This window comes from Aeromonas sp. MdU4 (genome assembly GCF_041929505.1).
In the GTDB taxonomy this organism is placed as follows: Bacteria; Pseudomonadota; Gammaproteobacteria; order Enterobacterales; family Aeromonadaceae; genus Aeromonas.
The window spans coordinates 136,848-159,287 of sequence record NZ_JBHFMW010000020.1 but is presented as its reverse complement, the minus strand read 5'-3'; the positions used below and the strand labels follow the sequence as shown (position 1 = coordinate 159,287).

Annotated in this window: 23 protein-coding genes; 10 read left to right on the top strand and 13 right to left on the bottom strand. The window is 56.8% G+C overall.

The genetic code is table 11. The annotated features are described in order from the left end of the window. The first annotated feature begins 34 nt into the window (after nucleotides 1-34). Nucleotides 35-877, top strand: a complete 843-nt coding sequence (locus tag ACE1BR_RS10765; RefSeq protein WP_374870098.1) for an outer membrane protein OmpK — start codon at nucleotides 35-37, stop codon at nucleotides 875-877. 112 nt (nucleotides 878-989) lie between these two features. Here ACE1BR_RS10765 and ACE1BR_RS10760 read toward each other — a convergent pair whose 3' ends face one another. Continuing rightward, nucleotides 990-1,472, bottom strand: a complete 483-nt coding sequence (locus ACE1BR_RS10760) for a YajQ family cyclic di-GMP-binding protein (RefSeq protein ID WP_005338634.1) — start codon at nucleotides 1,470-1,472, stop codon at nucleotides 990-992. A gap of 199 nt (nucleotides 1,473-1,671) precedes the next feature. Here ACE1BR_RS10760 and ACE1BR_RS10755 point away from each other — a divergent pair, with 199 nt between their 5' ends. Further along, the gene (locus tag ACE1BR_RS10755; protein ID WP_374870096.1) at nucleotides 1,672-2,613 is read left to right on the top strand and encodes a ketopantoate reductase family protein; all 942 of its coding nucleotides are present in this window, start codon (nucleotides 1,672-1,674) and stop codon (nucleotides 2,611-2,613) included. 29 nt (nucleotides 2,614-2,642) lie between these two features. Then, the gene (locus tag ACE1BR_RS10750; protein WP_374870094.1) at nucleotides 2,643-3,203 is read left to right on the top strand and encodes a DJ-1 family glyoxalase III; all 561 of its coding nucleotides are present in this window, start codon (nucleotides 2,643-2,645) and stop codon (nucleotides 3,201-3,203) included. A 114-nt stretch (nucleotides 3,204-3,317) separates the two neighbouring features. Here the strand turns inward: ACE1BR_RS10750 and ACE1BR_RS10745 are convergent, their stop codons facing one another. Next, on the bottom strand, nucleotides 3,318-3,524 hold the full coding sequence (locus ACE1BR_RS10745; RefSeq protein WP_374870092.1) for a hypothetical protein: 207 nt from the start codon (nucleotides 3,522-3,524) through the stop codon (nucleotides 3,318-3,320). A 133-nt stretch (nucleotides 3,525-3,657) separates the two neighbouring features. Here ACE1BR_RS10745 and dinB point away from each other — a divergent pair, with 133 nt between their 5' ends. From dinB to rlmM, 6 genes are all read left to right on the top strand, one after another. Next, nucleotides 3,658-4,713 carry a DNA polymerase IV gene (gene dinB / locus ACE1BR_RS10740; RefSeq protein WP_374870158.1) on the top strand — a complete coding sequence of 352 codons (1,056 nt, stop codon included), beginning with the start codon at nucleotides 3,658-3,660 and terminating at the stop codon, nucleotides 4,711-4,713. A 70-nt stretch (nucleotides 4,714-4,783) separates the two neighbouring features. Beyond that, complete coding sequence (locus ACE1BR_RS10735) at nucleotides 4,784-6,925, top strand: methyl-accepting chemotaxis protein (RefSeq protein ID WP_374870090.1); 2,142 nt, start codon at nucleotides 4,784-4,786, stop codon at nucleotides 6,923-6,925. Nucleotides 6,926-7,209: 284 nt separating this feature from the next. Continuing rightward, nucleotides 7,210-8,130: a transcriptional regulator GcvA gene (locus ACE1BR_RS10730; protein ID WP_042058376.1), complete on the top strand. Its 921-nt coding sequence runs from the start codon at nucleotides 7,210-7,212 to the stop codon at nucleotides 8,128-8,130. After that, the gene (locus ACE1BR_RS10725) at nucleotides 8,123-8,752 is read left to right on the top strand and encodes an alpha/beta family hydrolase (RefSeq protein WP_374870088.1); all 630 of its coding nucleotides are present in this window, start codon (nucleotides 8,123-8,125) and stop codon (nucleotides 8,750-8,752) included. The genes ACE1BR_RS10730 and ACE1BR_RS10725 overlap by 8 nt, the downstream gene beginning before the upstream one ends. Nucleotides 8,753-8,803: 51 nt before the next feature. Next, complete coding sequence (locus tag ACE1BR_RS10720) at nucleotides 8,804-9,190, top strand: DUF423 domain-containing protein (RefSeq protein WP_058052208.1); 387 nt, start codon at nucleotides 8,804-8,806, stop codon at nucleotides 9,188-9,190. Continuing rightward, entirely contained in the window at nucleotides 9,183-10,277 is a 1,095-nt protein-coding gene (gene rlmM / locus ACE1BR_RS10715; protein ID WP_374870086.1) for a 23S rRNA (cytidine(2498)-2'-O)-methyltransferase RlmM, read from the top strand. The genes ACE1BR_RS10720 and rlmM overlap by 8 nt, the downstream gene beginning before the upstream one ends. A gap of 81 nt (nucleotides 10,278-10,358) precedes the next feature. Here the strand turns inward: rlmM and ACE1BR_RS10710 are convergent, their stop codons facing one another. The 7 genes from ACE1BR_RS10710 to queF all read right to left on the bottom strand — a co-directional run bounded on the left by ACE1BR_RS10710 (nucleotide 10,359) and on the right by queF (nucleotide 19,506). Beyond that, a complete protein-coding gene (locus tag ACE1BR_RS10710) occupies nucleotides 10,359-10,817 on the bottom strand; it encodes a hypothetical protein (RefSeq protein WP_374870084.1) in 459 nt (152 codons plus the stop codon). 116 nt (nucleotides 10,818-10,933) lie between these two features. Next, nucleotides 10,934-11,941, bottom strand: a complete 1,008-nt coding sequence (locus ACE1BR_RS10705; protein WP_268011936.1) for an isocitrate dehydrogenase — start codon at nucleotides 11,939-11,941, stop codon at nucleotides 10,934-10,936. A 159-nt stretch (nucleotides 11,942-12,100) separates the two neighbouring features. Continuing rightward, nucleotides 12,101-12,901, bottom strand: a complete 801-nt coding sequence (gene xni, locus ACE1BR_RS10700) for a flap endonuclease Xni (protein ID WP_374870081.1) — start codon at nucleotides 12,899-12,901, stop codon at nucleotides 12,101-12,103. A gap of 139 nt (nucleotides 12,902-13,040) precedes the next feature. Continuing rightward, nucleotides 13,041-14,396 carry a nucleotide 5'-monophosphate nucleosidase PpnN gene (gene ppnN, locus ACE1BR_RS10695; protein ID WP_270794684.1) on the bottom strand — a complete coding sequence of 452 codons (1,356 nt, stop codon included), beginning with the start codon at nucleotides 14,394-14,396 and terminating at the stop codon, nucleotides 13,041-13,043. 148 nt (nucleotides 14,397-14,544) lie between these two features. After that, entirely contained in the window at nucleotides 14,545-16,161 is a 1,617-nt protein-coding gene (locus ACE1BR_RS10690) for a diguanylate cyclase (protein ID WP_374870079.1), read from the bottom strand. 83 nt (nucleotides 16,162-16,244) lie between these two features. Next, the gene (locus ACE1BR_RS10685; RefSeq protein ID WP_374870077.1) at nucleotides 16,245-18,524 is read right to left on the bottom strand and encodes a hypothetical protein; all 2,280 of its coding nucleotides are present in this window, start codon (nucleotides 18,522-18,524) and stop codon (nucleotides 16,245-16,247) included. A gap of 133 nt (nucleotides 18,525-18,657) precedes the next feature. After that, complete coding sequence (queF, locus tag ACE1BR_RS10680) at nucleotides 18,658-19,506, bottom strand: NADPH-dependent 7-cyano-7-deazaguanine reductase QueF (RefSeq protein ID WP_374870075.1); 849 nt, start codon at nucleotides 19,504-19,506, stop codon at nucleotides 18,658-18,660. Nucleotides 19,507-19,695: 189 nt separating this feature from the next. On the opposite strand from queF, the gene syd reads away from it, so the two are divergent. Next, the gene (gene syd / locus ACE1BR_RS10675) at nucleotides 19,696-20,244 is read left to right on the top strand and encodes a SecY-interacting protein (RefSeq protein ID WP_374870073.1); all 549 of its coding nucleotides are present in this window, start codon (nucleotides 19,696-19,698) and stop codon (nucleotides 20,242-20,244) included. 111 nt (nucleotides 20,245-20,355) lie between these two features. On the opposite strand, the gene ACE1BR_RS10670 is transcribed toward syd, so the two are convergent. From ACE1BR_RS10670 to ACE1BR_RS10655, 4 genes are all read right to left on the bottom strand, one after another. After that, the gene (locus tag ACE1BR_RS10670; protein ID WP_374870071.1) at nucleotides 20,356-21,141 is read right to left on the bottom strand and encodes a Zn-ribbon-containing protein; all 786 of its coding nucleotides are present in this window, start codon (nucleotides 21,139-21,141) and stop codon (nucleotides 20,356-20,358) included. Nucleotides 21,142-21,144: 3 nt separating this feature from the next. Next, on the bottom strand, nucleotides 21,145-21,441 hold the full coding sequence (locus ACE1BR_RS10665; protein ID WP_374870069.1) for a DNA-binding protein: 297 nt from the start codon (nucleotides 21,439-21,441) through the stop codon (nucleotides 21,145-21,147). Between the two features lie 83 nt (nucleotides 21,442-21,524). After that, nucleotides 21,525-21,761, bottom strand: a complete 237-nt coding sequence (locus ACE1BR_RS10660; protein WP_042058408.1) for a DUF2789 family protein — start codon at nucleotides 21,759-21,761, stop codon at nucleotides 21,525-21,527. 359 nt (nucleotides 21,762-22,120) lie between these two features. After that, on the bottom strand, nucleotides 22,121-22,420 hold the full coding sequence (locus tag ACE1BR_RS10655) for a DUF3301 domain-containing protein (RefSeq protein WP_374870066.1): 300 nt from the start codon (nucleotides 22,418-22,420) through the stop codon (nucleotides 22,121-22,123). Between the last annotated feature and the right edge of the window lie 20 nt (nucleotides 22,421-22,440).

The following is a 22,440-nucleotide window of genomic DNA, read 5'->3' as shown; positions in this document are numbered from 1 at the left end:
GAAAACCTCAACTAACGCACAAGAGACCAATAAAATGGCCAAATTTACCAAGACTCTGATCGCTGCCGGTCTGCTGGCGGCTGCCGCCACTCCGGCTTTTGCTGCTGATTACAGTGGTGATATCCACAAGAATGACTTCAAGTGGTTCCAGTTCAATATTATGCATGGTGAGAACAACAAGCTGCCGTTCTCCGACAACGCTGATAACAACTATTTTGAGATGGAATTTGGTGGCCGCTCCGGTATTTTCGATCTCTACGGCTACATCGACGTACTGGATGTATTCAACGAAGGCAAAGATAACTTCCATGGTGGCGATAACTTCTTCATGAAGTTCGCACCACGCATGTCCATTGATGCATTGACCGGTAAAGACCTCTCTTTTGGCCCGGTGAAAGAGGTTTATGTTGCTAGCGTTACAAACGTTGGCGATAAGGGCCTGTTTGAAACATATATTGGTCTGGGTTCTGACGTTGAAGTGCCTTACATGGGCAAGATGGGCCTGAATCTCTACTCTCGTTATGTGCGCGAAAACTACGGTGCTACTAACGAAGGTAAATGGGATGGCTACATGGTTAGCACCACCTGGTTCAAACCGGTATACAACTTCTCCAATGGCTCTTTCATCGCTTATCAGGGCTATCTGGATTACATGTTCGGCGCCGATGAGCTGGAAAAAACTGATGCCACTCGCACCTCTGAATCACTGCAGTGGTTCAACGGTATTTACTGGCACAACGATCGCTTTGCCCTGGGTTATGGCCTGAAGGTTTATAACAACATGGCCTTCTTCAAAGATGGTGCTTCTTATGGCCCAGGCCTCAACCAGAAAACATCTGGTGTGGGTCACTATTTCGACGCAACCTACAAGTTCTAATAAAACTTGGGGTACAAAAAACCGGAGCCTTTGCTCCGGTTTTTTTATTTCTGATATGGCGTGTTAAATAATGTGACCGAGTCGACAGACAAGCGCCATTATATAAGTTCATTTAATCGCGGAAATTCTGGAACTGCATCGGTTGACCCAATTCGGCACCACGGACCAGCGCCATGGTCTCTTGCAGATCGTCGCGTTTCTTGCCGGTGACACGAACTTCATCACCCTGAATGGCAACCTGAACCTTGATTTTGGAGTCCTTGATCAGCTTCACCAGTTTCTTGGCGATCTCTTTTTCGATCCCCTGCTTGAACTTGACGGTCAGGTGGAAGCGCTTGCCGGAGTGAACAGAGTCGCCGACTTCCATCGAGCTGTTTTCGATGTTGCGCTTGAGCAGGGCGCCGCGCAGGATTTCGACCATCTGCTTGAGCTGGAAATCGGCATCGGCTTCCAGTTTCACCTCTTCCTTGTTCAACTCGAAGCTGGCTTCTACCCCACGAAAATCGAAACGGGTGGCCAGTTCACGATTGGCGTTGTCGACAGCGTTCAACACCTCGTTCATTTTGACTTCAGAGACAATATCGAATGACGGCATAGCCGAAGCTCCTCATGTTGCGTTATCGGGGGGCAATCTACCAGAAAACGGGCAAATTTGCTGATTTTGATGGGGTTGCTCTGCTAGAATCCCCTGCGCACATGACGGGCGGACCCGTTAGTGTCCATCAAAAGTATCTTCACTTATCCCCGGTAACAGGTTGAGAGGATTGCAACCCTTACCCTGACAGAGTCACACCATGCCAAGCGGATTAAAAAATTCCCGACAACCCCTTATTCCACAGTGGTCCTTGTTGGGTTGCGGTGCTCTCGGCGGCGTTTTTGCCTCCTTGTTGACCATCAGTGGTCAATCAACCCGCGCGTTGCTGCGCGAGCATCACCAGTCAACGTTGCATCCGGGGATCGACTTTACCTCGCTGGAAGGGCACGTTCAGCTACTCAATATCGAGCGGGGATTTGTTAGCAATCCCGGTAAAATCAAGCGATTGCTGGTAATGACCAAAGCCAATCAAGTGCTTGATGCGTTGACGCCTCTGGTGGGCAAGCTGGATGCCGGTGTGCCGATCGTGCTGTTGCATAACGGCATGGGGATTGCCGAGCAGGTCGTCGCCATGTTCCCGCACAATCCGGTGATTGGCGGGGTCACCAGTCATGGCGCCATGAAGTGCGGCCATTTTGTCTTCCGTCATACCGGCAAGGGTGAAACCTGGCTTGGCCCGATCAATGAGGCCGCCAACGCTCATGTTGCACTTGCCGATGAGTTGGCGCTGGCGCTGGGTCAGGCTGGCTGGGATGAGCAGATACTGGTGCGGCAGTGGCAAAAGCTGGCCATCAACTGCGCTATCAATCCGCTTACCGCTCTCTACAAGCTGAAGAATGGCGAGCTGGCAGGCCCCCGTTTCGCTGATGCGTTGCAACAGATATGTGTGGAAGTGGCGGATGTGATGTGTGCCGAAGGCATTGCCACCACGGCGGAAGAGCTGCAACGTCGGGTGATGACCGTGGTGGAGCTGACTGCTGATAATTACTCCTCCATGTATCAGGATATGGAGCAGGGACGAGAGACCGAGATTGAGGCCATCACCGGCTTCCTGCTGGCCAAGGCGGCGGAGCACGGTATTGCTGTGCCGGTCAATCAGGGGCTCTATCAGGCGGTTAAAGAGAAGAGCCAGGCAGCTTGATTAATCGCTAGGTAGCCAAGGAGGCAAAGATGAGTGTACTGGTGTTGGTGGCCCCGGGGTCGGAAGAGATAGAGACGGTGGCCATTGTCGATACCCTGGTGCGCGCCAGGATTGAGGTGGTGCTGGCTTCTTGCTGTCCTGCCGGATTGCGGCAGGTGAAGGCGTCGCGCGGGGTTCAGCTGGTGGCTGATTGCCATATCGATGAACTAACCCGCCGGGATTTTGAGGCCATCGTGGTGCCCGGGGGCTTGCCGGGTAGCGAAGTGATCCGCGATACCCATCTGGCCATCGATCTGCTCAAAGAGCAGGCTCGCCTCGGCCGCTGGCGAGCCGCGATTTGCGCAGCGCCCGTGGTGGTGTTGCAGCACCATGATTTGCTTGATGGGGCCAGCGTCACCTGTCACCCCGGTTTTCAGACCCAGCTGCCTGCATCTTTGCTGTCACAGGAGCGGGTGGTCAGGGATGAAGCCCATCGTCTCATCACCAGCCAGGGACCGGGTAGCGCCATCGAGTTTGCGCTTGAACTGGTGCGGGTACTGCGCGGAGATGAGCAGGCTACGGCCGTAGCGGTTCCTATGGTTCTGCCATAACCGCACGGCCATAAAGCAGCTTGAGCTGGCTATGCCTTGAACAACAGGCCCCGGTCATGTCGACCGGGGCCTGTTTTTTTATCTGCGGTTGTCAGTTATGCCGAATGATCTGACTCAGTAGTCATACTGTTTGCACTCCTTCTTGCGAAACTCCTCACGCCAGCGTGCCAGTTCTTGCTCTGTACCCAGTTTGTCCCCTTTCTTGATGGCTTGTTCCAGTATCTCTATCCGATCGTAAAGCCAGCGGCACTCTGCCGTCGGGTTGTTCTTGCTGATGCTTGTCAGCGGTAGCAAACAGAGTCCCAGCCAGAGGTATCTCATCCCGCATGCTCCTTGTTTATGGCTAAATATGAGGTCTCTTTGGAGTCTATTATTTTAGCCGCCATGAGGAGGGATAGAGCTGTTTCCATCCTTGGGGTAAGATGATGTCATGTCTGTTTATTTATACAGTGGTATGCGCAAGGTCATCCATATCGACATGGACTGTTTTTTTGCCGCCGTGGAGATGCGGGATAACCCAGCACTGCGGGAGGTGCCGCTGGCCATCGGTGGGGCCTCCGAATGGCGCGGCGTCATCTCGACCTGCAACTATGTGGCACGCCGGTTCGGGGTTCGTTCGGCCATGCCCACCGGATTGGCGAAAAAGCTCTGTCCGCCATTGGTATTGCTACCGGGGCGAATGTCGCTCTATCAAGATATCTCGCGTCAGCTCAGGGCCATTTTTCTTCGTTACACCGATCTGGTTGAACCCCTGTCGCTGGACGAGGCTTATCTCGACGTGACCCACAGCCGCTGTTGCGGTGGCAGTGCTACCCTGATGGCAAAAGAGATCCGGCAGGCCATTGTTACCGAGTTGGGATTGACCGCTTCGGCCGGGGTGGCGCCAAACAAGTTTTTGGCCAAGCTTGCTTCGGAGCAACGCAAGCCGGATGGATTGTTTGTCATTCGCCCCGATGAGGTGGCCGAATTTGTCTGCCAGTTGCCTCTGGGGAAACTACCCGGAGTCGGGCGCAAGACCGCTGAGCGGTTGGAGGCTCAGGGTCTTTACACCTGTGAGGATGCGCGAGGGTTGTCGGCCGATGAGCTGCAAAGCCGCTTTGGCAAGTTGGGCGAGATGCTGACCAGCCGGATCTGGGGGCGGGATGAGCAGCCGGTACAGGCACACCGGATCCGCAAAACCATCGGGGTGGAGACCACGTTGGCAAGCGATCTGTGTGATGAGGATGCTTGCCTGACGGTATTGTATCAGCTGTTGCCGGAATTGGAGCGGCGCTTTCAGCTAGCCTGTCCTGCCGAGCAAGTGATGGGGCAAGGGATTAAACTCAAGTTTACCGACTTCCATCAGACCACCGTCTATCGTAGCCAGGGAGGTTATCAAGCCGGATTGTTCATTCCTATGCTTCAGGAGGGTTTACAGCGTTCGAAGGGACGCTCGGTTCGCCTGCTGGGGCTGGTGGTCGGGCTGCCGAAAGAGGGAGAAGTTAACCAACTTTCGCTCGATTTGCTGTGAGGCGGTTAAGTTTTTGTTTATAAAGTCGATAATCAATCCATAGCTATCTGTATGACATAGGAATATTGGCATGAGCGCACTTTCTGTCCAGGGGCGGATCACTCTGATTGCTGGTTGTTGTCTGTTGATCACCGCGGCGGCGCTGGTTGCCTCTTCTATTTACAATGCCAGCAAGATGCAGGAACAGGTGCGGCACGCCACCATGCAAGAGGCCCAGCAGTCTGCCGAGAACTGGATGAAGGCGATGGGGGCAGAACAGGCCGCCAAGGTGACCAGTTATCTTGATGAAGCCTATTTCCGCGCGACCTTGCTGGCCGAGGATGTGCTGTTCCAGCGCAAGAATGCGGCCGACAACTTTGTCCATTCGGAGGCGTTGCGTAGCGCCATCAATCAACAGTTACACGACGCGGCGGCGTCTTCTACCAATTTGCTCGGTGTTTACGCCGTGTTTGAGCCGGATCAGCTGGATGGAGAAGATAGCAATTATCAGGGTTCTACCGATCTCGGAGCCAACGACAAGGGGCGTTTCTCCAGTTACTGGGCTTATGACAACGGCAAGATAGTGCCGGAAGTGCAGAATGAAGATGTGCTGGCTGATGAGAGTCCGACCGCAGCCGGAGGTGTTGAAAACGAGTGGTATCGTTGCAGCATCCGCACCCGGGCGCTCTGTTTACTAGAGCCTTATATGGATGACGTAGGGGACAAGAAAGTCTTGATCACCTCGGTCTCCGTACCCTTGCTGGAGCAGAACTCGGTGCTGGGGATGGTCGGGGTCGATATCTCCCTGACCACGTTGCAAAATCTGGTCTCTGCCATGGATAAGGAACTGTATGCCGGTAAAGGCAAGATATTGCTGGTCAGCAATGAGGGCCGGGTGGCGGGGGCTGACGAATTTGACGTGACGCTGGGGCTTGGGTTGCCTCAGCAGTATCAGGGCCTGGCAACCGAGCTGAAAGGGTGGCTCAGTCAGGGCCAGGAGCTGACTCGCTGGAGCCGTGATGGCGCCCTGTTACAGACCTTTGTGCCGGTATCCATGCGTGGTACGGATCGCAAATGGGGTATCTACATTGAATTGCCACGAGCTGTGGTACTGGCTTCTGCCCAGCAGTTGCAAGATGATCTGGCTGCTGAAGCCAGCCGCAGTGTTGCCACGCAACTGATGATTGGTTTACTGATTTCATTGGTCGCATTGAGTTTTATCTGGCTGATGGCTCGTCAAATTGTGGCCCCCATTCGCGCCGTCGTTGCCCGTCTCAAAGATATTGCCACTGGCGAAGGCGATTTGACCCAGCGCATCGATATCCATCGGCAAGACGAGATTGGTGAGCTGGCCAAGTGGTTCAACAGCTTTCTCAACAAGCTGCAATCGACCATCAGCCAGGTTATTGACACCGTTGCTGGCACCCGTGCCAGCGCCGAGCGTGCGGCGCAGGTGGCCGGACGTACCAGTAGTGGCATGCAATCCCAGTATCAGGAGATCGATCTGGTGGCGACGGCATTTGAAGAGCTCAGCGCTACGGCGATGCAGGTTTCTGGCAATGCCAGCTCTGCCGTCGCAGCCGCCAACACCACTGACGCCGCCGCGCAAGAGGGCAAGTATGTGGTAGCCGATACCCAGGAGGCGATGCGCAAGCTGATGACCATCATCAACGATGCCCAGCCGGTGGTGGAGCGGCTCTCGGCCAACAGTGGCAATATCAATGACATTCTCACCGTTATTCAGGGGATTGCCGAGCAGACCAACTTGCTGGCGTTGAATGCAGCCATCGAAGCGGCGCGGGCCGGTGAGCAGGGCCGTGGCTTTGCTGTGGTGGCGGACGAGGTGCGCAATCTGGCTGGTCGCACCCAGAATGCCATCGTCGAGATCCAGAATCTGATCAGTCAGTTGCAGTCTGGGACTGGTGCTGTGGTCAAGGCTATTCGCGATGGTCATAGCCAGGCTGACGAGACGCTGGCCAAGGTGGATCTCTCGGTACAGGTGCTGGAGCAGATCATCCAGTCGGTCTCCACCATCCATCAAATGAACGAGCAGATTGCCCGGGCGGCACAGGAGCAGAGCCGGGTGGCGGACGAGATTAACCGTAATGTCAGCAACATTCGCGATGTGAGCAACACCATCCGGGCTGAAGCGGCGACCTCCGCTGAAAATGGTCGCGAGCTATCCGCGCTGGCTGACAAACAGCAGCAACTGGTGGGACAGTTCAAGGTATAAAAAGTGCAAAAAAAGGCGCCATCCAGCTGGAGGCGCCAAACACATTCAGATGACAGACTGGGTCAAATCGAGAAGATCTGAGCCCCTCTTCCCGCAGAGGAAGAAACACAACACCACAATCACAGGCTAACAGCTCACGAAAAACACATGTAAACCAACATGTAGTAGAAAAAGTGAGCCATATGACAACTGATTGCTGCGCGAATTATGTTTATTCACTGGTCGACCCGCAACCGACAAATTATAATGCGCTCCATTAGAAAAACTCATCGTCGGCTGGTGTCATGTCTCGTCGTTTACCTCCGCTCAATGCACTTAAAGCATTTGAAGCAGCGGCTCGTCACTTAAGCTTTACCCGCGCAGCAGAAGAGTTGTTTGTGACTCAGGCTGCCATCAGTCACCAGATCAAGGCGCTGGAGGAGTATCTTGGCATCAAGCTGTTCCGCCGCAAGAACCGCTCCTTGTTGCTGACCGAAGAGGGGCAGGGCTATTTCCTCGATATCAAAGATATCTTTGCCTCCATTTCGGAAGCGACCGACAAGCTGCTAGCCCGCAGTGCCAAGGGGGCGTTGACCGTCAGCCTGCAGCCGAGTTTTGCTATTCAGTGGCTGGTGCCGCGCTTGGTCAAGTTCAGCGAACGTCATCCTGATATCGATGTACGGATCAAGGCGGTCGATCTCGACGAAGGGTCGCTCACCGACGATGTGGACGTGGCCATTTACTACGGACGTGGCAACTGGCCGGGTCTGCGTTGCGACAAGTTGCATACCGAATACCTGATCCCGGTTTGTTCCCCCTTGCTGCTGACCGGGCCCAAACCGCTGCGCACCCCGCAAGATCTGACCCTCCATACTCTGCTGCACGATACCTCCCGTCGCGACTGGAAGGCCTGGTTCCGCCAGCTCGATATCGATGCGCCCAACGTTAACCAGGGGCCCATTTTCAGCCACTCCACCATGGTGATCCAGGCGGCGATCCACGGTCAGGGGGTGGCGCTCGGCCACAGCGTGCTGGCACAACCCGAAATTGAGGCCGGTCGTCTGATCTGTCCGTTCGAGCAGGTACTGGTGAGCAAAAATGCCTTCTATCTGGTGTGTCAGGAGCAGCAGTCTGATCAGGGCAAGATCGTTGCCTTCCGCGACTGGATGCTGGAGCTGGTAGAGCAGGAAGAGGCACGTCGCAGGGCAAGGCTCGCCGATGCCTGATGTGATCCGCGAGGGGGCAGTTGATGCCCCCGTTCGCATTTTGCTGGCCCACGGGGCGGGCGCCGGGATGGATCACCCCTTTCTTGCCGAGCTGTCACGTCTGCTGGCCGGGCCAGACATCGAAGTGGTGCGCTTCAACTTTCCCTACATGACCAAACGGGCAGAAGATGGCAAGCGCCGTCCGCCGGACAGAGCGCCAGTGCTGCTCGCTCGTTGGCGCGACATGATCCGCGAGTTTGCCCATCCACGGTTGTTTCTGGCGGGCAAGTCGATGGGGGGACGGATGGCGGCAGAGCTGTATCATGACCCAGAGGATGAGATGAATGCTGCAGGATTGCTCATTCTCGGGTATCCTTTCCACCCTCCGGCCAAGCCCGACAGTTGGCGAGGCGAGGTACTCAAGCATATTGCAGTGCCAACCCTGCTGTTGCAGGGGGAGCGTGATACCTTCGGTAGTCGCGCCGATCTGGCCGATTTCCCCTTCTCACCCGCCGTATCGGTCCATTGGTTGACCGATGGTGATCATGGTTTTAAACCGCGTAAAGCCAGTGGCGTGAGTGAGCAGGAGAATATGCAGTATGCGGCGGCGGCCATCAGCCATTTTGTCGCCCGGCACGGATAGCAAGAGAGGGCTGGCCTTATTGGCAGCCGTGATGAGAGAGGGAGAGTGAGGATGCAGATCCATCGACATTGGCTGATACTGGCCGGTCTCTTCGGGTTGACGGCCACCATGCTGGGGGCTTATGGCGCCCATGGCTTGGCGGCGACCGGCATTACGCCTGAGCGTCTGGCGGCGTTCAATACCGCCGTGCAGTATCAGTTTTTTCACGCATTGGCCCTGCTGGTTCTGGGCTGGTGTGGTGTGCGCAGCAAGGTGATCCACCTGGCTGGCACCGCATTTGTGCTGGGGATCATTGGATTCTCCGGCAGTATTTACGCCATGGTGCTGCTTGGCAGCAAGGGGCTGGGGCTGATTACCCCGGCCGGTGGCCTCTGTTTTATGTTGGGATGGGCGGCTTTGATTTGGGCCGGCTGTCGTCTTGGAGGAAAAAATGAATAATCTGCTGCTTTATTGCCGCCCCGGTTTTGAGAAAGAGGCGGCTGCAGAGATCACCGAGCGTGCCGGTAACATGCAGTGCTACGGTTTTGCCCGGGTCAAGGACGACAGCGGTTATGTGATCTTCGAACTGTATGACGAGGAGCAGGCGGACCTGCTGGCGCGCAAGCTGCCGTTCCGGGAGCTCATCTTCATTCGTCAGATGCTGGTGGTAACCCATGAGCTGAAGGCGCTGGATGTTGCAGACAGGATCACCCCCATCATCGAGGCAGTTCGCGAATACACCATTTGTGGCGATCTGCGAGTCGAGACCGCGGACACCAACGAAGCGAAAGAGCTGTCGGCCTTCTGCCGCAAGTTCACCGTGCCGCTTCGTCAGGCGCTGCGCAGCAACGATATTTTGACCAAGAAAGAGACGCCGAACCGTCCGGTGTTCCACGCCTTCTTCATGGCCAATGACCATGTGTTGCTGGGTTACTCATACTCGTTCAACAACTCCGGATTCCACATGGGGATCCCGCGTCTGCGCTTCCCGGCCGATGCGCCGAGCCGCTCCAGCCTCAAGCTGGAAGAGGCGTTTTACGTGTTCGTGCCGCGGGAAGAGTGGGATATGCGTCTTTGCTCCGGTCTGAAGGCGGTGGATCTGGGTGCCTGCCCGGGCGGCTGGACCTATCAGCTGGTGCGTCGTGGCATGATGGTGACGGCGGTCGACAACGGCATGATGGCCCAATCCCTGATGGATACCGGTCAGGTCAAGCATATCCGTGATGATGGTTTCGTCTGGCGTCCGAGTAAGAAGAACACCTACTGGCTGGTGTGCGACATGGTCGATAAACCGGCGCGGGTCGTTCACATGATTGCGGACTGGTTCCGTGAGGGCGACTGTCAGGAGGCGATGTTCAACCTCAAGCTGCCGATGAAGAAGCGTTATGCCGAATCGGTGCACAATATTGAGGTGCTGCGCGAGATGCTCAAGGAGATCGACAACGCGTTCGTGATCCAGGCCAAGCAGCTCTATCACGATCGTGAAGAGATCACTGTGCATGTTTACAACAAGTACTGGGTCTCCAAACTCGAGCCCAAGGTGTGATCTAAGCGTTCAGCTCGAACGATAAATGGCAAGACCGACAGGGAAACCTGTCGGTCTTTTGCTATTCGGGGGCTTGGAGAATCAGAAACGGTAATCGACGCGCAGGGATGACTCGTCATCGGTTACCTTGAGCTCGATCTGCAGCGGGATGGTTTTATCGACCGGATTGAACTGCATCTTGATCCCGTCCCCTCTGAGCTTGATGGCGGTATTCATACTGCCAGCCCGGAACTTGACTCTGGGTTTGTAGCGATCGAACGAGAGACTGACGCTCTTTTCCGGGGTCAGATTAAGCTGCTGGTAGGAGGTGACCTTCTGGTTGCCATAGTTGTCGGTGGTGACTTCGATCCCGAACGAGAGTGGGCGCGGTGCCTTCAGCAGGTCGTTGCTATCCAGAGTCGAACGCCAAACCTCGGTGGCGGCGCGTTTCTCTTCCAGTGGCAGCCTTGCCGTTTGATTTGGTTCAGGCAATTCGAATGCGCCAGCCGTGCTGCTCAGCAGCAGACAGACTGGAACCAGATAGCACCAATACCCGTTCATGAACAACTCTCCTTGTTATCCTTGTCTATACAACATAGTTGCACGTCACTGAGTGGGAAAGTCTTCATAAATATAAAAAGGGAGCCGAAGCTCCCTTTTCAAATCAATGGATTAGCTTATAGCCGATCGATGATGGCTTGGGTGAATTCGCTGGTGGAGGCGCTGCCGCCCAGATCGCGGGTGACTCGGTCACCGGATTCGATGGTGGCTCGTACCGCCTCGCGGATCCGCTCTGCTTTATCCTGCATGCCGAGGTACTCCAGCATCTGGATGGAGGCGAGGATCACCGAGGTGGGGTTGGCGATATTTTTGCCTGCGATGTCGGGTGCAGAGCCATGGACCGCTTCAAAGATGGCTGCGCCATCACCAATGTTGGCACCTGGTGCCATGCCCAGACCGCCGACCAGACCGGCGCAGAGATCCGAGAGGATATCGCCGAACAGGTTGGTGGTGACCATGACATCGAAACGCTCCGGATACATCACCAGATTCATGCAGGCGGCATCGACGATCATCTCTTCGCTCTGGATATCCGGGTAGTGGCTGGCGATTTCACGGGCCACTTCGAGGAACAGGCCGGAGGTCGACTTGAGGATGTTGGCCTTGTGGATAATGGTGACCTTCTTGCGCCCTTCCTGACGGGCCAGCTCGAAGGCAAACTTGACGATGCGTTCGGCCCCTTCGCGGGTGATGATGCTCATCGCCTCGGCGCTCTTGTTGTCATCGCTGCGCTTCTGACCGGCACCCGAGTACATCCCTTCGGTGTTTTCACGCACCGTGATGATGTCGATGTTGTCGTAACGGCTTCTGGTGCCCTTGAAGGAGATAACCGGACGCACATTGGCGTAGAGGTTGAATTTCTTGCGCAGGGAGACGTTAATGGAGGTAAAACCGCCGCCGACCGGCGTGGTCAATGGCCCTTTCAGGCTCACCTTGTTCTTCTCAATCAGATCCAGAGTGGCCTGGGGCAGCAGCTCGCCATGTTTCTCGAGGGCAACCAGACCTGCGTCAGCATATTCGTACTCAAAGTCGCAGCCTGCATGGGTCAGGATCTGGATGGCTGATTCAATGATGCTGGGGCCGATGCCGTCGCCGGGGATCACGGTAATTTTTCTTTTGGACATGAGAGGGTTCCACTTCCAGGGTATAGGGGAGGATGGGGCTGCTTTATAGCATTTACTCAGCAAACCAACCACATTCCTTTACATTCTACTCACTTTCATCAACAGCGAGGGTGAGTCTCGTCATGGTTCGCGCCCTTGCCTGCATTTTTGTTCGGCCATTTATTCCGGCTGGGGCGGGTAGCGGATGTCCCGCAGATTGAATCCCAGCACAATATCCCGCTGCAAGCGTACCAGCCGCTGGGCTAGCAGCGCCTCATCCTGATACTGACGCAGCTTGAGCAGTGGTTTGGTGGCATTTTCTTGCTGGCAGGCCTCGAGCATGGCCGCCAGATTGCCATACTGCAGCAACAGTTGGGTGGCGGTCTTGGGGCCGATACCCGGTACCCCCTTGATATTGGAACCGCTGATACCGGTCAGGGCCCAGAAGTCGACCAGCTGAGCGGGCATTACCCCATATTGCTGCTGGACGAAGGCGGCATCCAGCCAGCGTTTGTTGAAGTAGTCGCGTACCCGGATCTGCGGGCAGATCAGTTGGCAAAAACCCTTGTCGGTGGAGATGATAGTTGCCTGATGGCCGTGGCTGGCGATGCCGCTGGCGAGAGTGGCGATCAGATCATCTGCCTCGTCGGTCTCGGAGAGCAGGGCATCGACACCGCACTCCCAGAAGGCATCCTGCAGGGTCGCCAGCCCTTCACGCAGTTCGGGGGGCATTGGTGTGCGCCCCTCCTTGTAGGCCGGATAGACCTCTTTGCGCCAGCTGTGCACCTCGCCATCAAAGACGGCGATGACATGGGTCGGTTCGCTATTGGCCAGCAGCTTGCGGCAGGTGTTGATAAGGTTGGCGCGGGTGGCGACCAGCGCCTGGGCGGGGGTCAGTGCCTGCTGGGCCTGTACCGCGTGCAGACGGCGAATGAGGTTGAGGGCATCGATGATGAGCAGGTGTGGCCGGATAGTTGACATGGGGCACTCTTGGCGGTCGGGACGCCCCATTGTAACAAACCGCTCGCCTTATGGGGGATTGATGGCATTCGGGGAGGGATAGCGTCAATAAAGAGGGGCGCCGATGCACCCCTCTGTCGATGATTGTGCTTTCTGTACCCTAGCGGACGATTTCGTAGCAGGGTACATATTGGCTGCCCGGCAGCTTCATCCGCTGCTGCTTGACGAAGCTCTCCAGCAGCTTGTCCATCAGGTGCATCAGCTCCTTGTCGCCGTGCAGCTTGAAGGGGCCTTTCTTCTCGATGGCGCGAATGCCCCCTTCCTTGACGTTGCCTGCCACGATGCCGGAGAAGGCGCGACGCAGGTTGGCAGCCAGAAGCTGCGGCGGCTGGTTGCGGTGCAGATCCAGACTGGCCATGTTGGCGTGATCCGGCTCGAAGGGAAGCTGGAACTCAGGTTCAATCTTGAGGGACCAGTTGAATGAGTAGGCATCGCCAACCGATTTGCGATATTCGCGGATCTTCGGCATCGCCTCTTTCATTACCCGGGCCACTTCCGGCGCATCGCCGACAATGATCCGGTAGAGCCGGGTGGCTGGCTCGCCGAGGGTCGCCTTGATGAAGTCATCGATGGCGCGGAAGTAGTCGGCGCTCTCTTTCGGACCGGTCAGAATGATGGGCATCGGCTGGCGTTCATTGGCCGGGTTCATCATGATGCCGAGCAGATAGAGCAGCTCTTCGGCGGTGCCGACCCCGCCCGGGAAGATGATGATGCCGTGGCCCAGACGCACGAAGGCTTCCAGCCGCTTCTCGATATCCGGCAGGATCACCAGCTCGTTGACGATGGGATTGGGCGGTTCAGCCGCGATGATGGAGGGTTCGGTGAGGCCAATGTAGCGGCCGTTTCGTACCCGCTGTTTGGCATGGCCGACAGCGGCGCCTTTCATCGGGCCCTCCATGGCACCCGGGCCGCAACCGGTACAGATGTTCAGCTCACGCAAGCCCAGTTCACTGCCCACCGCGCGGGTGTACTGGTATTCGATCTCGTTGATGGAGTGGCCCCCCCAGCAGACGATCAGGTTGGGATCGGCGCCGGGCAGGATCACCTTGGCGTTGCGCAGGATGGCGAACACCACGTTGGAGATATGGGTGGAGTTGGTCAGATTGACCTGGCGGTTGGACTCGAGCTGATTGGAGACATAGAGAATGTCGCGCAGCACCGAGAAGAGGTGCTCCTGAATGCCGCGAATAATTTCGCCATCGACGAAGGCGTGCTCGGGGGCATTGAACAGTTCCAGCTTGACCCCGCGCTCGCGCCGGATCACATGAATATCGAACGATTTGAAGCGCTCCAGGATCTCCTTGGAGCTGTCGGTATGGCTACCGGAATTGAGCACTGCCAGCGAGCAGTTGCGAAACAGTTGATAGATATCGCTGGAGGCAGTCTGCTTGAGGCGATCCACCTCAAGCTGTGACAGCAAATCCATGCTGCCGACGGGATTGATGTGCGTAATCATAGGTTCCCCTTTACTCACTTGTTATCGTTGTGTTTTTCCCTGGGGAGAAAAGGGGACGCCATGTTGCATCCCCTGAGATCGATAGTAGTGGTAACAGAGGGGGGAGGGAAATAGGGTTGCGACTGTTCGCTGTTTTTTTCGCCGCTTGTCAGGCCAGTGTGACCTGATCCCGCCCGTTGTTCTTGGAGTGGTAGAGCGCTTTGTCTGCCCGCTCGAACACATCGGAAGGGTTATCCCCCTCCTTGAACAGGGTGGCGCCGATGGAGATGGTGATCTCCACCTTGGCATCGCGAAAACGAAACGGGATGCTCTTGATGGTCTGGCGCAATGTCTCCAGCGGCTTCTGGAACTTGTCCGGGTTAATGTTGGGCAGCAACACCACGAACTCTTCGCCACCGAAACGGGCGATGAAATCAGTGTCACGCAGGGCGCTTTGCAGTGCCTTGGCAACTACTTTCAGCGCCTTGTCGCCCGCCATATGACCGTAGTTGTCATTGATGTTCTTGAAGTGATCGATGTCGATAATCGCCATACAGAGCGGGGTACGGTAGCGCAGCCAACGTTTGTACTCTTGCTCCAGCCGTTCATCAAGGGCGGCCCGGTTGTGTACCTGGGTCAGGCTGTCGAGGAACAGTTTGTGCTTCTGGATGGTCAGCCGCTTCTTGTACTCAGCGGTCTCTTCTTTCATCAACCGCAGCTTGGACTCCATGGTGGAGAGGCGAGTAAGCAGATGACGCTCCCTTGCCGCCGTGCTTTCACGCTCCTGCAATAGCTGGTTGATGGCCCCCATATGGCTGCCGATGGTCTGTTTGAGTGCGTCGATAGAGTTATGGCTGGTCAGGGAGTGATCGATGGCCTGCAGCTCATTGACCAGCGCTTCGCGGGCTTCCCGGGTTTCGTTTTGCAGCGCGCGCCCCTCATCGAGGGATTCGGTAAACCCGACATGTACTGCTGACAAGCTCTCGTTGAGAGTACTGAGGAAGGCGCGGGAGGCTTTGCGCTCTTCGCGGGTACCTTCGATGATGAGTTCGATCACCTGTAGGCAGGTTTCTGCCAGCATGGTGGGGTTGACCCCGATCAGCAATTGGCGACGGATATCGCTCAGGCTTTCACCTATGGTCCCGGCGAAATCGAGTTCGGTGATCAGGCGTTGCAGCTCGTCCGCAATGCGGGCGTGATCTTTGAGATCGAATGGATCGACATCGGGTTGTGTGTCGTTGCTGGTCGTTTCACTCTCTGGCTGCTGGCTCCCTGATGGTGCCAGCAGTGGCTGGCTTGGCAGCAGCTGGATCTTGATCGCCTGCTGGTAGAATTCCAGCAGCTTGATCACCTTTTTCTGATGATCGGCAATGCCGTAACCTGCGGGGCTGGCCAAGAACTCCTTGAGGGATTTACGGGTATCTTCCGGGAAGCCCTTGATGGTTTTGAGTTGCCTGGATCCCAGGTCGATGGCCGCCTGAGTCAGGGTTATCGACTCTTCCAGGGCATTACTGTGCTGTTGTAGCAGTTTTTCAATGGCCAGCAGATCGGCATCCAGCGAGGTGAATGCGGGATTATTATCCAGCTTCAGCTTGAGCTTGGCGAAGCGATTGTCCAGCTCGCGATCGAAGCCACGGCAGGAGAGCATCAATTTATTGATGAACTGGATGCCACGAGCGCGCTCGGCATCGGAGAACGAGAGAACGCCGTCCAGTTCCAGCTGTTTCTGCTGAAGGGATTCCCTGAGCCTGGCCAATTGTCCTGCTACGGCAGCGATGTCATTCATTATCAGGTCGCCCTGTTGTCATTATTGTTTTTGGTGTTGGATAGCAACAGTGGTCGAACCTGGCTTCGAGCCTCGTCTGTTATCTATATTGCTTGCAGGTCATTAGCCGCTTGCTTCCTTGCCAGGCTGTGCCAATTAACCCATTGCTTTTCATGAGAAGAATTGACTTTTACCAGCCCCTTGTCAATTGCCATCAGGCCGCATTGCCACACATCCCCATTAAAAAATGCAGCCTGTTGGCAATCGATGGCAGCGAGCTCCAGCCAGGCGTTTTGCTGGAATTTTTCGCTGAGCTGAATGGCTCCCGACAGGGCGAGATAGCAGAGATCAAACAGGCCATTGTGATCGAGCGCGGTGGCCGCTTTGGGCAAAAAGGGGTGACTGACAATCCCCAGGCTTATCCGGCGATCCAGTGGATAGTTGCAGGGGAAGGCGGCGATGGCCGTCAGCAGGTCACCAGCCAGTTGATGCAAATTGGTGACATGGCGCTGCGGCACGACATAGAGCATGTGTCCTTCACGCAGGTCATAGATACGGCCATCTTGCGGCGTCAGAGTATCCATATAGGCACCGAATGCCTGTTCAATCTCGCGGCTAGCCTGATAGCCGTGGCGTTCAAGGGTGTTGACCAGAAAGGGCACCCGAAACAGCAGGTAGTGCAGTTTGTCATCGAACTCGCTGGTTGGGGTGTCGCTGAGATACCAGCGATCCGACTTCAGCTGGCGCTTGGCCATCTCTCGTGGCCAGCGGTTCATCAGACGCTGCCAGTTGGCCAGTCCCGAGCGGGGCTCAAGCAGCAAGGCTTCACCGGTGCGTTTGAGTTGCAGACGGGCGGTACGCAATTTGAGCCAGAGAGTGAAGAAGAGGTAGATAAAGAGGGCGAGTAGCAGACTGGTGGTGATGCTCGACCAGAGATAACGCTCCTGTTGGTGCTGGCTGGTACTCAGACGCTGCTCAAGCTCCTTGATATGCTGTACCCGCTCGACCTGGACATAGTTGTCGCGGATCGCGGCTTGCTCCTGAGCAATCTCCTGCTGGCGTACCTCTTCCCCCAAACGGTGGAAGCGTTTGTAACTGTCGAGTGCCTGGCGCAGGTATCCCTTCTGTTCATAGGCTAGCGAGAGCAGCCGGAATACCTCGTACTGACGGCGGGTATCACCAATCTGATTGGCCAGGGCCCGGGCATTTTCCAACTGCAGGATGGCGATGGCCGCCTCTTGTTTCTGGAGATAGAGCTCGCCGAGCAGCAGCAGGGTATCGATGAGCGGCTCTTTGGCATCATTGAGCTCGTGGGACTGGCGCGCCGCATTGAGGTAGTTGCTGGCCAGCGAGAGATTGCCACTTTGCAGGTAAGTCTTGCCGATCTCGTACTTGAGCAGGGCAGCTTGTGGTCGGCTGCTCTTGTCATTGAGCAGATCCAGCGCATTGAAGAAGTAGACCAGCGCCATATTGAGGTCGCCCTGATCACGGTTGAGCCGAGCCAGTACGATGAGCGAGTCACAGAGTAGTGACGGGTTGCCAATAGAGTGAAAATAGTTGGCAGCTTCATTGGCATACTGCAGTGCTTTCTGTGGCTCTTGTTCCTGTTGATAGAGCTTGACGATCTGATTCGATAGCAGGCCGAGAAACAGAGGGTCATTGAGGTTTTTGGCCTGCTGCTGGGCATCGATATACTCCCCCAGCGCCAGCTGTGGTTGCTGCAAAGCGCGATAAAGATCGCCGCTGATGGCGCTGACCCAGGCACTGGCCAGTGGGTTGACGACTTTGGCCGCCCAGATCCGCGCCTCGGCCAGATGCGCTTTGGCATCGTCAAAGTGCTGATTTTCAATGTCATAGCTGGTGCGTTGCAGGCGGCTATAGATTTGCAGCTGGCTTTGCTTGAGCCCTGGTGCCGCTAGCTGGGTCTCCAGTTGTTCCAGCAGGGTGCGACTGCTGTTTTGACCATCGGGTCTGAGCCCCTGACTGCGGATCTTGAGATAGAGCCCGTGTGCTTTGAGTTCAAGTTGTTGCTCTTTATCAGCTAGCGTCATTGCGGTATCGAGAGCTTTTTGAGTCGCCTGGTACTGACCCAGTTGCAGTAAACACTCCCCTTTTAGCAGATGGGCCCCGATGTTCTGGGCAATGGTGCTGTAGCTCAGGATGGGCTCGCGATAGCCGAACTCCTGGCGATTACTGATGATTTGTTGGGGATTATTGGCCGAGCGAGTCAGAAAAGCAGAGGTGATTTGCACGCATCTGGCAGGATCGGCCAGCACCAGAGACTGCGCCTGTTGCAGGTCGATAGATAGCTGCTCCTTGTCCAGCTCCAGATTCGGGGCGGACAGGGAAGACATCATCATGGCCAGAAAAAACAGTTGATTCATTGGATTAAGGGCGGCGCGGAGGTGATGGCATGTTATCCAAGCCCCCCCCTGTGAGTCCAGTCTTTACTGTGGGGGCAAGCTGGCTTGGGGGAGGGGCGGTTATGCCGCCCCTCCCTTCAGCGGTGTATCGCGTTTACTGCCGGATCAGGCGCAGGTTGGCGGGGACCGCTTCGAAATCGGAGCGGAACGGATTGATATCAAGGCCACCGCGACGGGTATAGCGGGCATAGACGGTCAACTGCTCAGGCTGGCAGAAGTGCTTGAGGTCGATAAAAATGCGCTCGATGCACTGCTCGTGGAACTCGTTGTGCTGGCGGAACGAGATAAGGTAGCGCAGCAGCTTCTCACGATTAAGCTTTGGCCCCTTGTAGCGGATCACCACTGACCCCCAGTCCGGCTGGCTGGTCACCAGACAGTTGGATTTTAGCAGGTGGCTGTGCAGGGTCTCTTCTACCTGCTCGCTGCTGGCTGCTCCTTGCAGCAGGGCCGCATCAAACTCGTAATGGTCTACCTCGATATCCTGTTCGTCGATGCACTCGCCGGGCAGCAGGGCGATCTGGTGCGGAGCATGATCGAGGGGGAATAGGGTGACCTTGACGGTTTCACCCGCACAGCTGCTCAGATCCTTGGTCAACATGGCGGCGACCGCTTCGATGGAGTCGCAACGGGTCTGGTTGAAAGAGTTGAGGTAGAGCTTGAAGGATTTGGATTCGATCAGATTTGCGCTGGTGGCCGGAATGGTCACCTCACCGATGGCGACCATCGGCTTGCCCTTGGCATTGAGCCAGGAGAGTTCATAGAGGGTCCAGACATCACAGCCCTGAAAGGGGAGGTTATCGCCCAGTTGGAGGTCATCCCGGTTCAGACTGCGGGGAACCGGTTGCAGCAGGGAGGGTGTGTACTGGCTGATGTAATCGGATTGCTGGCCCAGGCTCAGGCCGGTCAGGGCGCTGGCCCCTGCGTATCTATCTTGTTTGCTCACTGGTTTGCTTACCTAATGTGTTCATGATGATGGAAATGAAATGGGCTATGGCACGGGCAGATCGTTGCCGCCGTTTTACCTGGGCGCCGCCCGGTTTGCCTCATGGGATGCGAGTCGGCTGGCAACCTTGTTTGTCACCCTGTTTGATGGTGCAATAGCGAACTTTGCCAGCAATTGTGGGGATTTTCGATGTCGGATCAAGTTTTGTCTGCCCTGGAGCACTTTTTTGCCCGCTGGCAACGGGATGGCGAAGCCAGACGAGGCCTGCCCCTGTGCGAGTGGGAGGCGGACTGGCGTTCCCCCTGCCAGCTGGGTGAGCCGCTTGATGGTCGGGTGGCCTGGCGTCCTTACCATCGTCCCGAGCCAGCTGATTTTTCGGCCATGGCTGATGCCCTTGAGCTGACTCTGCACCCCAGTGCCACAGCCCTGTTTGGTCACTGGTTCAGTCGCCCCATCCCCTGTCTCTTCAAGGGGTTGCGCCTTGAACTGATCTTGCCGTGGAACGATGCGGATCTCGACCTGCTCAAGGAGAACCTCATCGGCCACCTGCTGATGTTGCGCAAGCTCAAGCGCACCCCATCCATCTTTATTGCCACCACCCGCAACGAGATGACGCTCATCTCGCTGGATAACGAGAGTGGTCAGGTGTGGTTGGAGTGGCTCGACTCCGGCCGCAGGCTGCCGTTGGCGCCCTCTCTTCCGGCGTTTCTGGCGCGGCTGGAAACGCTGCCGCAATAGCGCCTGTTCGAGCCACTGTCGCTTCGCGGAACAGATATCGAAACGAAAGAGCCTTGCCATGCGGCAAGGCTCTTTTTTATGGCTTTATGGCGTCACGTGCTGGGAACGAGCTTAATCCTTGAAATCCCAGGAGAGGTTGGAGACCAGGCGGCAGCTGTCGCACTTGAAGTCGAAGATCTCGTGCAGCGGTTCTGCCAGTGCCCACTCACCGCCACAGCTGGGGCAGGGGCGCGCCTTCTCCTCGGCGGCGCTCAGCCCGCCTACCCGGTAGAGGTAGTAGTAGGTGGGAATGCCGCTCAGCACCTCCAGCCGTTTGGCAAGATCGCTGCCGCGCCGGTAGAGGCGGCTGCCCACTTCGCCGATCTCGTGCAGCGCTGCATGTTCGGCGATGGAGCCGTTCATCTGCAGTTGGTCGCACGCCTCCCAATCCTCCTGCCACTTGATGATCTGTTTCTGATCGCCATTGGCGACGGCGGGCAGTTGGTAGAGCGGGATGGGGGCGAAGTGGTCGCCACAGCGCAGCGGCGAGCAGGTGTGCAGAAAGCTGGTATAGAGCAGCATCCAGCTCGGTCGTTCACCCTGCTCGCCGCAAGGGTCGGTACTGTCAGACAGTAAATCCGCCCCCTGCAGCTGCAGTTTCGGCGCGAGCAGCCCGGCCTGATTGAGCTGCTGCTCGGCCAGTTTGACCTGATCGCTCTGGTTGTCCGGGTGCAGGCTGTCCTGCTCCGGGCAGACTACCCGGCTGACGAAATAGCCCTCGTGCATGCTGGTGGGAAACTCGCGGCCGAGGATCTGGCCCTGATAGCGCAGCATGTCGAGGTAGTTGACGATGGCTCGCTCGGCTTCACCCAGGGAGGTGTCGCGGTAGCACTCAAAGCAGAGTTCGACGATGTACATGGCTCAGCGCTGCCCCTGCTGGATGAGCAGGTCGGTCAGCCGATCCACCTTCTGTTCGATGCGTGCGAGCTGCTCGGCGAGTTGCTGCAGGGTGAGCTCAGGCGCTGGCTGGGGCACCGCCTCTGGCAGGCTCTCGCTCTCGGTGGTCGCGACGGGTTGCTGCTTCCACTGGCTCAGCACTTTCAACAGCTCGGCCATCGGTACGGGCTGGGTGAGGCGGGCCTTGATCATGGCGGTGGTGGGCGTCAGGCCCTTGGCGGCCAGCTCGTTGGCAATTAGGATGATCTCGTGGGCGGACATAAGCATGCTCTGGGTGAGAAAGGGGATCGATATCGGGGCGGGATCTTAACCAAACCCTGCAGGGGAGGAAAGGGGAGGGCGGCTTAGCGGGGCTGGCGCAGCATTACATCGAGCTGGTCGATCGCTTCGCACCAGTCGGAGTCGTGCCACAAGGCGTCGCGCAGAAAGCTGGCCTGGGCGGCGCTCCAGAAACTGGCTTCCGGCAGCAGGGTTTCGTTGTCGAGGTGATGGTCGTGCACAAAGCGGTGCAGGCTCAGCTCGTCGTTGGCCATCCCGAGCTGGGCAAACAGGGCTGGCAGATCGTGGACAAGGGGTTCCATCTCGTCTCTCCCTTTACTTATCCCTGAGATTATAGACAGGCATTTCCCCTTGCCCGGTCGGGGTTTTATCATCAGCGGGAAGCGGTGCGATTGAGGCTGGATGGCCGGTGAGAGCGGTGTCTGGCAGGTCTGCAGGCCACTATAAATATAATTTATGGTGTTTTGCCAAATGCCCACATTTTAACTTATACCGAGCTGGGACACCTCATCAGCGGCGCGTTATCGCCCCAGTGGCCCCCGGAGGCCAAGGTCCGATCCCGTGACGATTGAGCGGTCAGGTTGTATCAGGTCCTGCGGGGAGAGATCAGTGTCCCTGCCGTGGCAGGGACGGTCAGCTGACAAGGGTTAGATGGCGATATTCAGATGGCAGGTATGCGATGGGGTGGCAGATCGACGCCCACGACGTGCAGCCCCTGCATCTTGAGGGTGCCCTGATAGTGGCTCTCGCCATCGCTGGAGAATTCAAACTGATAGTGGGTCAGCAGCCGCAGGGGATGGCGGGCCAGCTCCCGCCGGTTACGGGCCAGCGACAGCAGTTGCAGATCATGGTGCTGGCAGTAGCGGCGCATATATTGCCAGGCGACTTCTGCCTGTTGGCGTTGCAGCCAGAACAGGCCGGCAATGGCAATCAGCAACAGAATTCCGAGCATCTCTCCCATAGGCGGGCTTCCTTATCGTG

Excerpts from the sequence above, each read along its gene's own strand:
- ACE1BR_RS10765 (WP_374870098.1), top strand. The coding sequence starts at position 35 with ATGGCCAAATTTACCAAGACTCTGATCGCTGCCGGTCTGCTGGCGGCT.
- ACE1BR_RS10760 (WP_005338634.1), bottom strand. The coding sequence starts at position 1,472 with ATGCCGTCATTCGATATTGTCTCTGAAGTCAAAATGAACGAGGTGTTG.
- ACE1BR_RS10755 (WP_374870096.1), top strand. The coding sequence starts at position 1,672 with ATGCCAAGCGGATTAAAAAATTCCCGACAACCCCTTATTCCACAGTGG.
- ACE1BR_RS10750 (WP_374870094.1), top strand. The coding sequence starts at position 2,643 with ATGAGTGTACTGGTGTTGGTGGCCCCGGGGTCGGAAGAGATAGAGACG.
- ACE1BR_RS10745 (WP_374870092.1), bottom strand. The coding sequence starts at position 3,524 with ATGAGATACCTCTGGCTGGGACTCTGTTTGCTACCGCTGACAAGCATC.
- dinB (WP_374870158.1), top strand. The coding sequence starts at position 3,658 with ATGCGCAAGGTCATCCATATCGACATGGACTGTTTTTTTGCCGCCGTG.
- ACE1BR_RS10735 (WP_374870090.1), top strand. The coding sequence starts at position 4,784 with ATGAGCGCACTTTCTGTCCAGGGGCGGATCACTCTGATTGCTGGTTGT.
- ACE1BR_RS10730 (WP_042058376.1), top strand. The coding sequence starts at position 7,210 with ATGTCTCGTCGTTTACCTCCGCTCAATGCACTTAAAGCATTTGAAGCA.
- ACE1BR_RS10725 (WP_374870088.1), top strand. The coding sequence starts at position 8,123 with ATGCCTGATGTGATCCGCGAGGGGGCAGTTGATGCCCCCGTTCGCATT.
- ACE1BR_RS10720 (WP_058052208.1), top strand. The coding sequence starts at position 8,804 with ATGCAGATCCATCGACATTGGCTGATACTGGCCGGTCTCTTCGGGTTG.
- rlmM (WP_374870086.1), top strand. The coding sequence starts at position 9,183 with ATGAATAATCTGCTGCTTTATTGCCGCCCCGGTTTTGAGAAAGAGGCG.
- ACE1BR_RS10710 (WP_374870084.1), bottom strand. The coding sequence starts at position 10,817 with ATGAACGGGTATTGGTGCTATCTGGTTCCAGTCTGTCTGCTGCTGAGC.
- ACE1BR_RS10705 (WP_268011936.1), bottom strand. The coding sequence starts at position 11,941 with ATGTCCAAAAGAAAAATTACCGTGATCCCCGGCGACGGCATCGGCCCC.
- xni (WP_374870081.1), bottom strand. The coding sequence starts at position 12,901 with ATGTCAACTATCCGGCCACACCTGCTCATCATCGATGCCCTCAACCTC.
- ppnN (WP_270794684.1), bottom strand. The coding sequence starts at position 14,396 with ATGATTACGCACATCAATCCCGTCGGCAGCATGGATTTGCTGTCACAG.
- ACE1BR_RS10690 (WP_374870079.1), bottom strand. The coding sequence starts at position 16,161 with ATGAATGACATCGCTGCCGTAGCAGGACAATTGGCCAGGCTCAGGGAA.
- ACE1BR_RS10685 (WP_374870077.1), bottom strand. The coding sequence starts at position 18,524 with ATGAATCAACTGTTTTTTCTGGCCATGATGATGTCTTCCCTGTCCGCC.
- syd (WP_374870073.1), top strand. The coding sequence starts at position 19,696 with ATGTCGGATCAAGTTTTGTCTGCCCTGGAGCACTTTTTTGCCCGCTGG.
- ACE1BR_RS10670 (WP_374870071.1), bottom strand. The coding sequence starts at position 21,141 with ATGTACATCGTCGAACTCTGCTTTGAGTGCTACCGCGACACCTCCCTG.
- ACE1BR_RS10665 (WP_374870069.1), bottom strand. The coding sequence starts at position 21,441 with ATGTCCGCCCACGAGATCATCCTAATTGCCAACGAGCTGGCCGCCAAG.
- ACE1BR_RS10660 (WP_042058408.1), bottom strand. The coding sequence starts at position 21,761 with ATGGAACCCCTTGTCCACGATCTGCCAGCCCTGTTTGCCCAGCTCGGG.
- ACE1BR_RS10655 (WP_374870066.1), bottom strand. The coding sequence starts at position 22,420 with ATGGGAGAGATGCTCGGAATTCTGTTGCTGATTGCCATTGCCGGCCTG.